13 protein-coding genes are annotated in these 16,395 nt (G+C 33.9%); 4 read left to right on the forward strand and 9 right to left on the reverse strand.

Going from position 1 to position 16,395, the window contains the following annotated elements; all coding sequences use genetic code 11:
- Position 1 precedes the first annotated feature (1 nt).
- From BM289_RS11415 to BM289_RS11430, 4 genes are all read right to left on the reverse strand, one after another.
- Entirely contained in the window at positions 2 to 1,726 is a 1,725-nt protein-coding gene (locus BM289_RS11415) for an ATP-dependent nuclease (RefSeq protein WP_091493282.1), read from the reverse strand.
- A 370-nt stretch (positions 1,727 to 2,096) separates the two neighbouring features.
- Complete coding sequence (locus BM289_RS11420) at positions 2,097 to 3,185, reverse strand: efflux RND transporter periplasmic adaptor subunit (protein WP_091493283.1); 1,089 nt, start codon at positions 3,183 to 3,185, stop codon at positions 2,097 to 2,099.
- Positions 3,186 to 3,397: 212 nt separating this feature from the next.
- Entirely contained in the window at positions 3,398 to 6,685 is a 3,288-nt protein-coding gene (locus BM289_RS11425; RefSeq protein WP_091493287.1) for an efflux RND transporter permease subunit, read from the reverse strand.
- A gap of 12 nt (positions 6,686 to 6,697) precedes the next feature.
- Entirely contained in the window at positions 6,698 to 8,083 is a 1,386-nt protein-coding gene (locus BM289_RS11430) for a TolC family protein (protein ID WP_091493290.1), read from the reverse strand.
- A gap of 174 nt (positions 8,084 to 8,257) precedes the next feature.
- Between BM289_RS11430 and BM289_RS11435 the strand changes: the two genes are divergently transcribed.
- From BM289_RS11435 to BM289_RS11450, 4 genes are all read left to right on the forward strand, one after another.
- The gene (locus tag BM289_RS11435; protein ID WP_091493292.1) at positions 8,258 to 9,295 is read left to right on the forward strand and encodes a sensor histidine kinase; all 1,038 of its coding nucleotides are present in this window, start codon (positions 8,258 to 8,260) and stop codon (positions 9,293 to 9,295) included.
- Positions 9,292 to 9,996, forward strand: a complete 705-nt coding sequence (locus tag BM289_RS11440) for a LytR/AlgR family response regulator transcription factor (RefSeq protein WP_091493297.1) — start codon at positions 9,292 to 9,294, stop codon at positions 9,994 to 9,996. Before BM289_RS11435 ends, BM289_RS11440 begins: the two co-directional genes overlap by 4 nt.
- A 133-nt stretch (positions 9,997 to 10,129) precedes the next feature.
- Positions 10,130 to 10,603, forward strand: coding sequence for a PepSY-like domain-containing protein (locus tag BM289_RS11445; protein ID WP_091493301.1), 474 nt, complete (start codon positions 10,130 to 10,132; stop codon positions 10,601 to 10,603).
- Positions 10,604 to 10,666: 63 nt separating this feature from the next.
- The gene (locus tag BM289_RS11450) at positions 10,667 to 11,122 is read left to right on the forward strand and encodes a hypothetical protein (protein WP_091493303.1); all 456 of its coding nucleotides are present in this window, start codon (positions 10,667 to 10,669) and stop codon (positions 11,120 to 11,122) included.
- Positions 11,123 to 11,338: 216 nt separating this feature from the next.
- Here BM289_RS11450 and BM289_RS11455 read toward each other — a convergent pair whose 3' ends face one another.
- The 5 genes from BM289_RS11455 to BM289_RS11475 form a co-directional block, all read right to left on the reverse strand.
- On the reverse strand, positions 11,339 to 12,103 hold the full coding sequence (locus BM289_RS11455) for an SDR family oxidoreductase (protein WP_091493306.1): 765 nt from the start codon (positions 12,101 to 12,103) through the stop codon (positions 11,339 to 11,341).
- A 291-nt stretch (positions 12,104 to 12,394) separates the two neighbouring features.
- Positions 12,395 to 13,117 carry an SDR family oxidoreductase gene (locus BM289_RS11460; protein ID WP_091493309.1) on the reverse strand — a complete coding sequence of 241 codons (723 nt, stop codon included), beginning with the start codon at positions 13,115 to 13,117 and terminating at the stop codon, positions 12,395 to 12,397.
- A gap of 208 nt (positions 13,118 to 13,325) precedes the next feature.
- Positions 13,326 to 14,249, reverse strand: coding sequence for a helix-turn-helix domain-containing protein (locus tag BM289_RS11465; protein WP_091493311.1), 924 nt, complete (start codon positions 14,247 to 14,249; stop codon positions 13,326 to 13,328).
- Positions 14,250 to 14,441: 192 nt separating this feature from the next.
- Positions 14,442 to 15,002 (reverse strand): 2'-5' RNA ligase family protein, encoded by a 561-nt coding sequence (locus tag BM289_RS11470; RefSeq protein ID WP_091493314.1) that lies wholly within the window; start codon positions 15,000 to 15,002, stop codon positions 14,442 to 14,444.
- Between the two features lie 25 nt (positions 15,003 to 15,027).
- Complete coding sequence (locus tag BM289_RS11475; RefSeq protein ID WP_091493317.1) at positions 15,028 to 16,395, reverse strand: alginate export family protein; 1,368 nt, start codon at positions 16,393 to 16,395, stop codon at positions 15,028 to 15,030.

Genomic DNA, 16,395 nt, shown 5'->3' on the forward strand with positions numbered 1-16,395 from the left:
TTTATAGATTTAAAATATTAGAAATTTTATCAAATAGTTCTATGATTTTTGGTGGCAGTGGTTTTTGAGATGTTAATAATTCTTCTGCAATTAAAGGAGCAAATTGAGTTTTCATTTTGGTTATAATTTCGTAGTAATCAGAATCAGGTATTTTATTTAATTCTATTTGTTTAGCTGCTCTATGTCGATCATTAGCGCACTTTTCCAATTCCATTTTGTAATAAGCACTTTTAACTTCGTCAATATATCCTTGATCACATAATTCTTTTTCAAAATCATTATTAGGACTTACAAAAACTACTTTTGAGGAATCATTTTTTTGAGATTTAGATATTTGTCTAAGTACATCTTCGTTTACATTTTGTTCATTATCACTAAAAATTAGATATTCAATATTAAATGATTCACAAAATCTAATAAATGGTAAATACTTAGTAAATCCGCCAACACCTATAAAATTAATACCTAGGTTAATAAAATCAATACCAAAATGTTTTTTTATTAATAATGGAAGAACTTGCTCTTCAGTTTCCCCTTCAAAAAGAACAACTAATTTGGAAAAATACATTTCTCCACGTGTATTAATTACTTGTCTACATATTTGTCGAATTTCTTCAGGATCAAATCCTGGTAAAAGTTTTCCAATACTTACAAAATCTAGGCTTTTAGAAATTGAAACTATCTCTTCAAGTTTTGCATTTGATGCAATGTAATTTGAATGTGTAGAAATAATTTTTTGTCCAACTATTTCATTAATTTGTGAATATATTTTCTTTTGTGCGTTCGGATGTAAATGGGATTCAGGTTCTTCAATAGCCAAAATTGGAAAATATGGTCTTTCATTATCATCATAAATTTTAGAGTTAAGATTTAAAAATGATTTTAAAACTAAAAGAGACGACCAGCTTCGAGTTCCCATTCCATGATAATCCATTGAAAATTCAGAATAATTTATTCTAATACCTTTATTTAAATCTCTTATTTTTTTAGTAAACGGTGTTAATTGTACAGAATTATTAGGATTGTCCATTGCAGTGTCAAGTTCTTCTAATGTGCTTTGCAATTCTGTTAACACTTCCGAACTTTGAATTGTGGTAGAATTCAATTGTGATATAAGTGTTTCTATTTTTGCTTTATCAGATTCTGAGAATTCAAGAGAAGAAAGTATTCTGCCAAGATAAGAAGATTTCGATTTTATATCTTCTAAGATATCTCGATTCGCTTCAAGATAAAAAAAAGGAATTTCTTCAAAGTAGTAATTTTGTTCATTATCATATTCGATATCATACCAATAATTACCATCTTCATCTTCAAATTCTTCCCATTCGTCAATATAAAATTGTTGTTTTTTAAAAGTTTTATTATATTCTTTTATTAGAGTTCTAAATGCTAATATTTGTTCTCCTGTTGACAAAATTCCAATTCTCTCAGCTTTAAAAACATCACTCCACTCTTCAGAAAATTCATCTATTATACTATTTTCTTCGTCAATTGGAACAAATAATAAATCAATAATTATGCTATCATCGATATGGTCTTCATAGTAAAAAAAATCATCATTTGTAATGAAATGAGAGTTTGTTAAAACAACTTGCAATGCTTTAAGAAGAGTAGTTTTTCCAGCATTATTTGTTCCAACGAGTACTGTTGTATTTTGGAAATCTACTTCTATATTTTTAAAGCCTCTGAATCCTTTTATTCGAATCGTTTTTAGTCTTATGCCCATTTCTTTTTGATTTGATTGATTTTTTAGTTTTCAGTTGTTTAAATAACTTTTCTATAAACGACTATCTAATATTTAATTTTGATTTATAACAATCAATAATTATTTGATTCAAAAATATACAATTTTAACTACAATCATTTACGGATTTCAGTAATTTCAACATCTTCAAACTAAAAAATCACACGTATTTTTTACAAACTAAAACATTTAGAAGCTTGAGAATCTGTATTAATTGATTTTGCAAATGAATAAAAAAATCAAAAAAAAACAGCCCTCAAATTAATGAGAGCTGTTTAGGCAAATTTAAAAATTTGCATTCCTAAGAATGCGTACAGTTTTTGGTAATCACTAAAATGAAGACAAACGCAGGTTATTCGTTTATGATATCGCCTTCCTTAGTTTCTTCGCTGGCAATTTTAACCAATTTGTCTTTTGGGGTTAAGTCGCCAAATATTTCGATTTTATCGTCGATTTCTCTTCCTTTTTTAATGTCTACTCGGGTTGCTTTTTTGTTTACCACTTTAATCACAAACAAACCTTCTGCAGAACTCACCACTGCCGATTTTGGTACTACAAACGTGCTGTCTTTCGCGTTAAGTGGTAATAAAACTTCGGCAACCATTCCTGGCAATAAGTTTCCTTTGGTGTTGTAAACGTCCATTTCGACTCTTTCAGAACGCAGTTTTAAATCTAATGCGCCAGACATTCTGGTAATTTTAGCTTTGAAATTATCAGGAAGCGATTTTACATTAAAAGTCATTTCGTCGCCTGGATGTAAATAACCAGTATACAATTCTGGAACCGAAACCGCCAGACGCAATTTGCTTTGCTCCTGAATCGTTAACAATGGCAAATCAGATCCTTTTCCTGCCGGGCCAACAAATGTTCCTAAATTCACATTTCTAGCTGCTACAACGCCGTCAAAAGGAGCACGGATTTCAAGATAACCTCTCATAATTGAGATTTCTTTGTGTGCTGCAATTGCTGCCTGATATTGTGCGTAATTAGAGTTCTTTTTGCCGCTTGCCATTTCTAAGTCGTTTTTAGAAATTGTTCCTTCAACCTTGCTCGTTTCGTACAAACGGTTGTACGTGCTTTTGCTGGTGGCATAAATCGCTTCCATCGATTTTAATCTCGATTCGGCTGCCGCCAATTGCGAACTGATTTCCGGTGCTTCCAAAACAATTAAAAGCTGTCCTTTTTTTACTTTGGAACCAATATCAACTTTTAAAGTTTTGACGAAACTGCTCACTTTTGCGTATAAATCCACTTGCTGGAAACCTGTTAATTCGGCTGGTAAACGCAGTTCCGTCGTTAGTTTTTCTTTTTCTAAAAGGAATGTCTCAACCTTTGGCTGAATTTCCGGTGCAGTCACTTCTTCTTTTTTAGAATTACAGCTGTTTAGGAAAAATAATGCTGCTACAAACAGCGGGCTATATTTTATAATTTTAGTGTTCATTTTTTGGTTTTATATAATGAATATGTTTTAATCCGTTGCGTGTATTTTTTTTAAACACATAGAAACATAGTTTTTCTTTGTGTATAGAAGGCGTTTCACTTTTTTTAAAATAAACATAGCTATGTGTTAAAACTTGTTTTTTCTTTTACCTTTTTTCATTTGGAACTAAAATCTATTGTTTCTATGTGTTAAAAAATAATTACCCAAATAGGTTACTTTCCAGCTTTCGACTTACTTATGGATGAGATATAATGGATACTTTCTTCGTCTTCAGGATCTAAAGAAACAGATTGTGTCGTTGTTTTTTCTTGTGCCCACGCAAATATCTGCGGAAGGATTAATAATACGGCAAAAGTAGAAAATAATAATCCGCCGATAACCGCTCTTCCTAACGGAGAAACCTGATCGCCTCCTTCGCCGTGTCCAATTGCCATTGGCAACATACCCGCAATCATCGCAACCGAAGTCATGATAATTGGACGAAGACGCAGTGCCGCTGCTTCTCTGGCAGATTCTAAGGCGTTTCCGTTTATTTTTCGAAGCTGTTCGGCATTCGTAACCAATAAAACGGCATTGGCAATCGAAACCCCAACCGACATGATGATTCCCATATACGATTGTAAGTTAAGCGTAGAACCTGTAATCGTAAGCATTAATAAGGCTCCTAAAACTACTGCAGGAACGGTTGTTAAAATAACCAGCGAAACTTTGAACGACTGGAAATTAGCAGCCAACATTAAGAAGATTACAAATATAGCAACCAATAATCCAGATTGTAAACTGCTTAATGTTTCTGTCAGTACAGTACTTAATCCAATAGGCGTTATGAACAAACCACGAGGCAACTCGCCTAATGAACTAATCGTTTTGCCAACATCTTTTGTAGCCGTTCCTAAATCGGTCTGGTTAATGTTGGCCGTAACCGTAATGTATGGCATGGCTCCTAAATTGTCATTTTCACCACTTACGTAAGTTGGCGTAATTTTAGCAACGTCACTTAAAACAGGACGAATAGAGTTTCTAAGAACTGGAATTTCTCCAAGATCGGTTTTGCTTTTCATTTTGTTCAAAGGCACTTGTACCTGAACGTTGTATGATAATCCCGCTCTTTCATCAACCCACGTATTTTTTTCGGTGTAACGAGAAGATGAAGTTGAAGCTACAAGCGAACGTGAAATATCATTCATATCCACTCCCAATTCGGCAGCACGGGTTCTGTCAATATCAATATTCATAGCCGGATAATGAATTGGCTGACCAATCTGCACGTCTCTGAAATACGAAATCGCTTTTAGTTTTTCTACGATTTGAGTAGCGTACAATTCGTTACGTTTTTTATCTTTTCCTGCTACTCGAATTTCGATTGGAGTAGGAGAACCTTGGCTTAACACTTTATCCGTTAATTCGATTGGCTCAAAAGATAGTTTCGTGTCCGGCAATACTTTTTTAAGCCTTGCTCTAAAGTCATCTTTAAAGTCATCCATATCCAAATGAATGTCTTTTAAACTCACCTGAAATACCGCTTCGTGAGAACCTGCCATGAAAAGGTAAATTGGGTTGATGGAGAATAAAGACGGGTGCTGACCCACATATACAGATGAAATTCCGATATGTTCTTTACCTACCATTTTTTCCAGTTCTTTTAAAACAATAATGGCTTGTTCTTCTGTTCTTTCCAGACGCGTTCCGTCAGGAGCACGCATTCTCAGTTGAAATTGACTGGAATTGGTTTTTGGGAATACGTCTTTTCCAATAAAATTAATTAATAAAACCGCTAAAGATATAGCTGAAACCAAATAGACAACAGTCGTAATTTTTTTATGCACAAATAAACGGTCTAAAGTTCGCATGAAACGTATTTTGAAACGCTCAAAACCGCTTACTTTTCCATCTAGATTGGTATCTTCTCTTTCTACATATCCTTTTTTCTGCGTAATCAGATTTTGTTCGGATTCTGGTGTTAAACCACAATCGTTAAATTCTGCTTCGTCATCTGTAATTTCAGGGCCATGTTCGTGTTTGGCATGTCCTTTCATCATCCAGTTTGCCATTACAGGAACGAATGTCTGCGAAAGTAGGAATGAAATTACCATTGAAAATCCAATTGCTAAAGCCAGCGGCAAAAACAAAGCTCCCGGAATACCCACCATGGTAAACGCTGGCGCAAATACAGCCAAAATACAAAGTAAGATTAATAATTTAGGCAAAGCAATTTCCTGACAGGCATCCCAAATAGCAAGCGCTTTTGGTTTTCCCATATCAAGATGCTGGTGAATGTTTTCGATGGTTACGGTACTTTCGTCCACCAGAATACCAATAGCCAAAGCCAATCCTGATAATGACATTAAGTTGATCGTCTGTCCGAATAATTTCAGGAATAAAACTCCAGAAATAACCGAAATTGGAATCGTCATAATTACAATCAAAGCCGCACGACGGTCGCCTAAGAATAATAAAACCATTAATCCTGTTAGAACCGCACCGATAATTCCTTCTGTAATCAAACTTTTAACAGAGTTGATTACATAAACCGACTGGTCAAATTCATACGATAATTTCACGTCTTCCGGTAAAGTACTCTGAATTTTAGGAAGTTCTTTTTTCAATTTCTGAACCACATCCCAAGTCGAAGCATCTCCCGCTTTTGCAATACTAATGTAAACCGAACGTTTTCCGTTTACCAAAGCATAACCCGCTGTAATATCGGCACCGTCTTTTACGGTTGCCACGTCACCTAATTTTAAGTTTTGAACACCGCCTTTGAAAATTGGAATCTGCTCAAAATCTTTAACTTCTTTAATGGTATTGTTAGTTGGCGTAATATAATTGATATCGCCCATTCTCATATTTCCAGAAGGAGCCGTTTGGTTGTTCAAACGAATCGCTTCTACAATCTGATCCGGTGTCATATTATGTGAACGCAGTAAATCCGGATCTACGTTAACCTCAATAGTTCTTGGGCTTCCGCCAAAGGGAGCCGGAGATAATAAACCGGGAATTGCAGTAAACGAAGCACGAACATACACGTTGGCTAAATCCTGTAATTCGTTATTAGAACGTACTTTACTGCTTAAAACCAATTGCCCGATTGGAAGTGAAGAGGCGTCAAAACGAATGATAAACGGAGGCTGTGTTCCCGGAGGAAAAGCTGCTTGGATTCTGTTTGAAAGCGCACTTAACTCGGCAGCTGCCTGAGCCATGTTGGTTCCTTCATAATAGGTTAATTTCATAATCATTAACCCCTGAATATTTTTGGTTTCTACGGATTTGATACCGTTAGAAAAAGGTAAAACATTTACGTAGTTTTTGGCAAAGTAAGCTTCCATCTGGTCTGGTGTATACCCTCCAAACGGATGCGCAATATAGATAACCGGCAAATTCATTTTTGGTAAAATATCTACCTTAATGTCTTTGATGGCACCGATTCCGAAGAAAAATAGACCCGCAACCAATACTAAAATGGAGATGGGTTTGCGGAGTGCAAAACGTATTAAATTCATTTGGATCTATAGTTAAAATTCATTTATAAATAAGTCAAAATTACCAGTCGCAGCAACTTTCAGTAAAAACGACTGCCATACATTGTTGTTGACAATATCACGGTCGATTTCGGCGCGGTTTAAAACATACATCGTTTGTGTTAAATCGGTTAAATCGGTTAAACCGTTTTTGTATAAAGTCGATTTTTGAAGGTAAGCTCTTTTAGCTGCATCAACTTGAATAGGTGCTTCGGCATAATTCTCCAAAGTAATTTTGATTTTATCTTCGGCAAAATTCAATTGCGATTTTAATTCTCTATCCGCTTGATTGTATTCTTCCTGTAATCCCTGAGAAACAAATTTCTGAGCCGTAACTTGTTTGTTTGCTCTAAAAGGCGTGGTTAAATTCCATGTAATTCCAATTCCAATTAAATAATTGGTACGATCCGGATTTACGCCATCCCAGTAATTTCTGGTAAAGGCAGTCTGGTCTGTAGCATAAGACGAATCAAATCCTGAAGCTCTGGTTTGCAAAACACCAAAAGCACTCATGGTTGGATAATAAAATCTTTTATACAATTTAACCTGCTGATTACTGTAATCGATTTTCGTTTTATAAAACTGCAATAAAGGGTGAAGACTGTCTGTAGCCGTTTCTTTGGTAACCAATTCTTTTGGAATCTGAGTTACAAAAAGCGTATCGGTAACAAAATCCTGCGGTGGAACGCCCATTAGATCCACTAATTTATTGTTTTGTTCTTTAACGAAATTCTTAGCAAGGTTTAAAGCGATTTTAGCTTTAGAAACTTCGGCTGTAGCCAATGTAGAATCGACTCCGGCCAATAATCCGTTTTTAACTCTCGCAACAGCTGTCTTTTTGAAAACTTCTGCGCGGTCTAGGTTCTTTTGCTGTGAAATCAATAGTCTTTGGCTTGCCAATAAATTTAAATAAGCAGCCGAAATTTTGATTTCCTGCTGGAATTTTTCCTGTGCTAAATCTTTTTCTTTAGCCTGAACATCAATTTTAGATAAATTGATTTTTTCCTGTGTTTTTCCGAAAGTGAAAAAATCCCAGTTCATGTTGACTAAATAAAGTGCACCAAATGCCGAATTCCAGTTTTGTTGCGGAAGAGGCAAACCTGATGAAGCAACTCCTAAACCTCCAAATCCGTAAAGCGGTCCGTTTTGTCCGTTTACAGTTCCGTAATCCTGCTGTGCTGATAAATTCAAGTTTGGCAGATAATCACGACGAGATTGTTTGAGAGTTTCCTTTGATGCATTGGAGTAATTGTTTTTTGCTCGGATTGAACCGTAGTTTTCAAGCCCAGTTTTTACTGCTTCTTTTAAAGACAGGGTTTGAGAATAACCAATTGAGGCAAAAATCAATAAAAATAAAATGGTAATTTTTTTGAAATACATAAACTCAAGGTGTGATATAAAATGTTTTTGATGAAACAAATTTATTTCTCTTGTCCTGATAAAAGTCATGTTAAGTGATGTACTGCACTAGTAAATGACGAATTGAATTGGTCATTTTTTGAAAAAAATAATTAAATATTTGTTCGTACTTTGTAAACTATTTCACAATTAAGAATGAACAAAAAGATTGATAACATATTGGATAACAAATGGTGGCAGGAGGTTGCCGTTGTCCTTTTTTCATTTACAATTTATACCCTTAAGAATGACTGGATGCTCTTTAGTTCCTTCGTTTCTATTTTGATGGGGATATTTTTTTATTGCATTCTCTACATGCATGCCCAATTTAACCGCTTTTTTTTACTTCCAATTTTATTCAAAGCCAATAAACCTTTCACTTATATTATCCTGACGCTTTTTGGAGTTTTTCTTTTTTCGGTCATTTTGTATGAAATTACCATGCTGGATATGTTTGCCAACTGGAATTTGTACCAAAACTCACACCAGAGAAGCTATTTGTACCAATTGGCGAGTGTTTTAGGAACTTTGGTCTGCATTCTTAGTCCGATTATTGTTTTTAAGTTTTATCGTATTCACAGAAAACAAACCGATGCGGCTTTATTGTTCAATCAAATGCAATTGAATTCATTGAAAGGACAATTAAATCCGCATTTTTTGTTTAATACTTTTAATACCCTTTACGGAATCAGCCTGCAGTTTCCAGATAGAACGCCCGATTTAATTATGAAGGTTTCGCAATTAATGCGTTATCAATTGGAAAGCAACAGCAAACAATGTGTATCTTTAGAAGATGAACTGGAGTTTATAAACAGTTATGTACAGTTGGAAAAGGAACGTGTTGGTTATAGATGCGATATTACTTTTGAAAATAAAGTTGATAACGAATACACGTATAAAATTTCTCCAATGCTATTAATTGCATTTATTGAAAATGCATTTAAACACGGAACCTGTGCTATTGAAAAGTGTTTTGTGAAAATTACAATTTCAGTAGAAAACGGATTGCTGCATCTTCATGTGACCAATTCAATTCCGAAGAAAAATGATGTTGTTTCTACCAAAATTGGTTTAAAAAATACTATTGAACGTCTGAATTTAATCTATGGAAAAGACTATAAATTAGATATAAAAGACGATAGACAGACTTATATTGTAGATTTGGAAATACAACTTAAAAAGTTTGTAGGATGAGAGAAACCAAAAAGTGTATCATTGTAGATGACGAACCCGCCGCGCATTATGTTCTGGCTAATTATATAAAGCAGAATCCGCAGTTAGAATTGGTTTTTCAAGGATATAATGGCATTGAAGCGATGAATTATCTCAGAGAGAATCCAGTCGATTTAATGTTTTTGGACATCAATATGCCTGAGATTTCAGGTATGGAACTGCTTAAAATCCTGCCGACACATCCTAAAACTATTTTAACAACTGCTTATTCTGAATTTGCTCTCGAAAGCTACGATTATGGCGTAATTGATTATCTTTTAAAACCCATTTATTTTCCAAGATTTTTAAAAGCAATTGACCGCTTTTTTGCAACGGAAAATGTCAAGAAAGTGGAAGAAGCGACAATAAATGCTGTAAGTGTAAAAGTAGACGGTTATTTTATCGAAATAGAATTAGAACAGTTATTGTTTGCTCAGAGCTTTGGAAATTATGTTAAGCTCCACACAACAAAACGAACATATTTGGCTTCGATTACTACAACAGAATTTGAAAAATGCCTTCCGGAAAAGAATTTTATGCGTATTCATAAATCTTACATTGTAGCATTGGACAAAATTGATGCTACAGAAAAAGATTTTGTGGTGATTAAAAATGAAAGAATTCCAATTGGAATCACTTATAAAAGAGAATTAACCGATAGATTGAAAAAGTTAGAATTGTGATTGTAACTTAATCTAATGATTTGATTTTTAGTGTTAAAAAACGTTCTCAAAAATTTTGTTTCCTTCATTTGTACTTCATTAAAAAGTAGTACTTTTAATACGTTGTTTGAAGTTTAATTTTAAAAATGAAACCATGAAAAACGTGTTTTTGATTTTTACATTTTTATGCAGCAGTTTTTTAATTGCCCAAGAAGGAACAAACATGAAAAAGGTAATAACACCGCCAGAACAGGTGAGACTTGCTTTTGAAAAAGAATATCCAGGAAAAGTGCCGGTTTGGGCTGAAGAATATGTGGGAGATGATAATGATGAAGTTCGTTATGAAGCCCGATACAATGTGGACAGTAAAACGAAAGCATTGGCAATCTATGATAATTTGGGAAATATGAAAGCTTATGAACTACAGATTCCCTTAAGTCAGTTACCGGCTAAAGCGCAGGCTTATTTAAAGAAAAATTATCCAGCTAAGGCAATTCGCGAAATAGCTGTTGTAGTAGATTATAATAAGATTACCACTTATGAAGTTGGAATAACAAAAGAGGACAAATTTTATGATATTCAGTTTGATAAAGATGGTGGCTTTAACGTGATTATCGAAAAAAATTAAAAAAAAAATGTAAGAAAATGCTTTGTTTTTAATAGATTTGCGCTTATTTTTGAAACTTTAAATATGAGAATATTCATTCTGTTTGCGTTTTTTATTTACAGTAATTTTATAATAGGCCAAGGAGCAAGTCTGATTCCTCCGGATTATGTGATTAATGCTTTTGAAAAACAATATCCTAAGAAGAAAGCAGTTTGGGAAATTGAATACGGTGAAAAAAATGATGATTTAACTTTTATCGCAAAATTTACTAAGGCTCCTAAAACAATAGCTTTTGCTTATTATGATCAAAATGGAGTTTTTAAAGTTTGTAAAGTGCAGATGCCATCGATCAAACTAGGTAAAAAAATCCAGACATATTTAAAAGCTAATTATTCGGTTAAATCTGTAAAAGAGGTGTTTTCTGTAATTGATTATTCAAATATAAAGAGCTTTGAAGTGGGAGTAATTAAAGATTCAAAGTCCTATAATTTAATTTTTGATCAGGATGGTGAATTCCTCAAGAGGATCCGAATAAGATAAAAACGGCTTACTAATTCAAATTATATTTGAAACGACAAACCCGATAAGTTTTTATGGCTTATCGGGTTTTGTTTTTTTTTGGGGGAAGTTAAGGGTTAAGGGTTAAGGGTTAAGGGTTAAGGGTTAAGGGTTAAGGGTTAAGGGTTAAGGGTTAAGGGTTAAGGGTTGTTGATTAACTTACAACTCTTAACTCTTAACTTCTAACCCATAACTTAATTAAAGCATCATGCCACCAGAAGCTTCAATTCTTTGAGCGTTTATCCAACGGGCATCTTCAGTACATAAGAAAGCAACAACACCACCAATATCGTCTGGCAAACCAACTCTTCCTAAAGCGGTTACAGAAGCAATTTGCTGGTTCATTTGCTCATTATCACGAACAACTCCGCCACCGAAATCAGTTTCAATTGCTCCCGGAGCAACAATATTCACTCTGATTTTTCTGGCTCCTAATTCTTTTGCCTGATATTTAGTCAAAGTTTCCATTGCGCCTTTCATAGAAGCATAAGCAGCGTAACCAGGAAAAGAGAATCTGGCTAATCCAGTTGAAATGTTTACAATTCCGCCACCATCATTCATTACGTTTAATCCTTTTTGTGTTAAGAAAAATGGGCCTTTAAACTGAATATTTGTCAATTGATCAAATTCAGCTTCAGTAGTTCCAATGAAAGAATTATGAATACCAATTCCCGCATTGTTTACCAAAAAGTCGAATTTGTCAGTATTGAAAGTACTTTTTAGAGTTGTTTTTACTTCTTCAAAAAAAGCATCAAATGTTGCTGATTCAGCTACATTTAATTGTAATGCGACCGCTTTTTGACCTAAGTTTTCGATTTCTTTTACCACCAAATCAGCTTCTTCTTTTTTGCTGTTGTAAGTAATAATTAGATCAATTCCTTTTTTCGCAATCGCAGTTGCCATATTTTTTCCTAAACCTCTGCTACCGCCTGTAACTAGAGCTATTTTTGTATTTACTGCCATATTATTTAATGTTTGTTGTTTATAGTTTGTTGTTTAATGTTTATTGTTTATTGTTTGTTGTTTGTTGTTTGTTGTTTGTTGTTTGTTGTCAGTCTGAGCGAAGTCGAAGACATTTAGTACGATTATTTTTTAAACACATAGAAACATAGATTTTTGTTCTCTATTAAAGATTATAGAAAGAAACTTGTTTCTAACACATAACCTATGTGTATTTATGTGAGTAAAACGCCTTTATAGACAAAGCAAAACTATGTTTCTATGTGTTTAAAATTAAAAGTTAATGATTAAGAATTAAGAATGCATTGCATTAAAATGATTCCTCAACTCTTCTGCGCTTGCGTTTAATCTCGTTTCGCTGGTTCCAAAAGTAAGTTCTGATCTTCCTTTTTTTAATTGTTCGAAAATAGATTCGATAAAACTGCTTACGCTTGGATGCGCGTCGTGAAGACCAACTCCGCCTAAATCGGTATTTAGTGCCGGCGGAATGATTTCGATTACTTCAATATTTTTAGCTTTTAATAAATGACGCAATGAAAGCGTAAACGATCTAAAGAATGCTTTGGTAGCCGAATACACTGGAACTTTTGCAAAAGGAGAGAATGCCAGTCCAGAAGTTACATTCATTACCGCTGTCAAAGATTTTAACTGAATAAATAAGGAAGTTAAATGTAAAGGTGCTTCAATATTAGTATTGATTTCAGCTTTCATGCTTTCGTAGAAATCAGCATCTGTTATCGATTTCCAGTTTTGAATTCCTGCGTTGTTGATTAATACGTTTAGATCAGGATGATTTTCAGAAATCCATTCGTAAAGCGCTGTACGTTCTGTTTCAATAGATATGTCACAGACTTTTGTAATTACGGAAGGGAATTTTGCCTTAACATCGTTTAAAACCGATTCTCTTCTACCGCAGATAATCACGGTATTGTTTTCCTGAATAAATCGTTCGGTAAGTCCAAGTCCGATACCGCTTGCACCTCCGGTTATTAAAATTTTGTTGTTTGATAAATTCATCTTTTCGTTCTTTTAATTTGATGAGACAAAGGTAGGAGCAAAGCAGATGTGGGGATTTGTAAATATCAAACCGATGTTTGCGAAATTCAAATCACGAGATTTTAAATTCCAATTTTTTAAATTCCAAATTCCAATATGTGAGTGACGTAAAACTTTGTCAAAGTTTCAAACTTTGACAAAGTTCCAGTGAAACCTGAAACCAAACAGCCTAGCTCCTAAAAGCCAAAGGCGTCAAGGAAGTTTGTTTTTTGAAGAAGTTAGAAAAATGTGCTAATTCTTCAAAACCAAGTGAATAGGCGATTTCAGAAATATTCCAATCGGTTTGCTTTAAAAGTATTTTGGCTTCATTGGTTAATCTCGTGCTGATTAACTCTGTTGTTGTTTTTCCGGTGTTTTCTTTTAAGACTTTGTTTAAATGATTGACGTGTACGGATAATCTCTCCGCAAAATCTTTTGCAGTTCGAAGTTCTAATCGCTGATGCGGTGATTCAATTGGGAATTGTCTTTCTAATAATTCAGCAAACAATGAAGAAACTCTCGCAGCCGAATTATGTTTAGAATACAAAGCGGTTATAGGCTGTAATTTCTGTCCGAAATGAATCAGCTCAGCAACATAATTTCGGATCAAATCGTATTTATAGATATAATCGGAATTAATTTCTTTTTGTATCTTTTTGAAAATCAAAGTGACTTCTTCGACTTCTTCATCTGATAATTGAAAAATAGGATAACCGTCTGAAGCAAAAATTGGTAGTTCGTCCAAATTGATGCCACTTTTGCTTTTAGATAAAAATTCGCTGGTAAATACGCAAAATTGTCCACCTTGATTGGTGTCCTGCGGTAAATAATTATACGGAATTTTTGGTGTTGCAAATAACAAACCCTGTTTTTCAATGTCGATTACTTTATCGGCATATTCAGCTCTGTTTTTTCCTCTAATTAAACTGATTTTGTAATAAGCTCTTCTGTCATAAGGCATTCCAGGTTTTCCTTTCATGCGTTCCAAAAGCTCCTTAATATCAAAAACATTAAAATGCCCGATTTCTTTCTGAATGTCATTTGGTAATAGGGAAGTAGGTTCTACTGTTGAACCTTCGGTGATGTCTTGGTAAAAGGAGTCAAGGGATTTCATATCGTGATGAATTGTAAAATTCAAATATACGAAAAAATGTTTTTTGCCACGAAGGCGCTAAGGCACGAAGTTTTTTTATATTGTTGTGCAATTTTATTTGTATTTCGCTTCAATCTTTTACTAAGTTTTTTCGTATTTTAAGAAATTACTTAAAAATCTTTGCGCCTTAGCGTCTTTGTGGCTAAAAAAAAATTAAAACAAGCTTCCTTGAACAAACTCAGGTTCAGGATTACTTCCAAAAGGAAAAGAATCCATTACAAAAAACTGTTTTTTTACCGGATCAAATTCTCTTAAAACAATTTCATGACATAAAAAGTTCAAATCAATTGTAGTAAAAAGTTCAGAAGCAACTTTAAGGTTTTCGGGAGTTAGTCTTCTGCCGATTGATAGGTGTGGACTGTCGCTTTTTTTTAGTTTTAAAAACTTCAAAGTTTCATTAATCTTTTTCATTATTAGAACAAGATTTTTTTCTGAATCTTCGGTTACACCAATAAAAAATGCACCGCTGGCTGGAAAAGAACTAAAATGATTTAAAGAGACCTCGAAAGGTGTAAAAACATCTGAAATTTTTGAAAGTTTTTGTTTGATGGAATCGAGTTGAGATTCTTCAATGGTAAATTCACAAATCGTAATATGTGCTTCCGAATTACAGCTGTTATACCAATCGATTTTGCTTCTTAAAAAGTTTTTCATTTTTTTAACAGGCTCAACCAGATCTTTAGAATAAAATACAACCGAGTATGTTTTTTCCATTTTTGATGCTTTGAATTACACAAATTTAAAATTTAAATTGTGCTGTCAACGCTGCATAAAAATAATCTTTTCCTGTTCCAACTTCTTTTAAAAATGAACCTGCATTAAACCAACCCGTTTCAAGTGTAAATCCTAAATGATTATTCATGTCGTAGTTTACATTCGAAATTAACTGTGAACCTATAAAACGTTCTGTTGTGTCTTTTCCGGAATATAAAAGTTGCATATTAGGCGCATAGATTCCGTCACTTAGTGTTTGTCTCCAAAAAATATCGTAATCTATTCCAAGTCCCCATTTTTCAGATAGATTGAAATTAATGGAAGGATGAACATCAATTAAGTTGGATGGACCAATTAAAGCTACTAATCCAAAATAAGCACCTCTTGGATACAACGGGTTAAAGGTTTGTAAACGAGTATCACCAGAATTTTTATCACCAGAGATGATTTCTGTTTTTAGTCCGATTTCGGGTTCAAATTTTAGGTTTTCGAAAGTATAACAGGCGAAGGAAGAAAGTGTCCAAGCTGTAATTGTCTTTTGATTGATTTTTCCAAATTGATAAACACCTTCAAAATCATATTTCCAGTTTCCTTTATTCTTCCATATTCGCGTTCCGATGGATTGTCTGTTTTCTTCGCCTACAGCATCATCAAAAACAGATTGGCTTTTCCATAATCCTAAATAATAGAAATCAATATTCTGTATAAAAGGTACTTTATGAATTACGGTGTAATTTCCCCAGAATTTAGCATTTTCATTGAAACGGTCATTAAAAGTACCTTGTTTATTAGCGATTGGATGTGTGAAAAAAACATCTGACTGCCAATTGTCTTTTTTGTAAAATAATTTTAAGGCATCAAAAGCTAGTCGGCTATTAGGGCCTTCGCGTACTGCAACTAAACGCTGTGAACCATACATGATTTCTTGTCTTCCAGAACGCAGTGTTAATTGTTCGTTTTCTTTTCGAATAAAATCAATATCCAGAAAAGCCTGATGAATATCTAACTGATTTTCGTCAACAGGACTTGGATCTGTTTTTCCGTTTGCTAAACTGCTTTGTAATTCGACAAAGGTTCTAAAAACGCCTAATTGAATATTCGTATGAAGTAAATAACGGGAAAGTAAATAACCATCGTCATCAGCTTCGTCTCCCCATTTATTGTTAACCGTATAAGTATACTGAAGTCTTGCTTCACCACCAATTGAAGCATGGTATTTATCGTTTTTTCCTAACGGAATATATTTGATTTTCTCATACCCATTTTTTGTCGAATCGGCTTTTAGATAAGTGAAATCATCATCATATCGCAGCTTTTGAAAAACTGGTTTCTGCTGTGCATGGGCTGTAAAAATGAATCCCAAAAGCAACAATATTCTGAATGTATTTTGCAT

The sequence above is a fragment of the Flavobacterium phragmitis genome (genome assembly GCF_900112575.1).
Taxonomy (GTDB): Bacteria; Bacteroidota; Bacteroidia; order Flavobacteriales; family Flavobacteriaceae; genus Flavobacterium; species Flavobacterium phragmitis.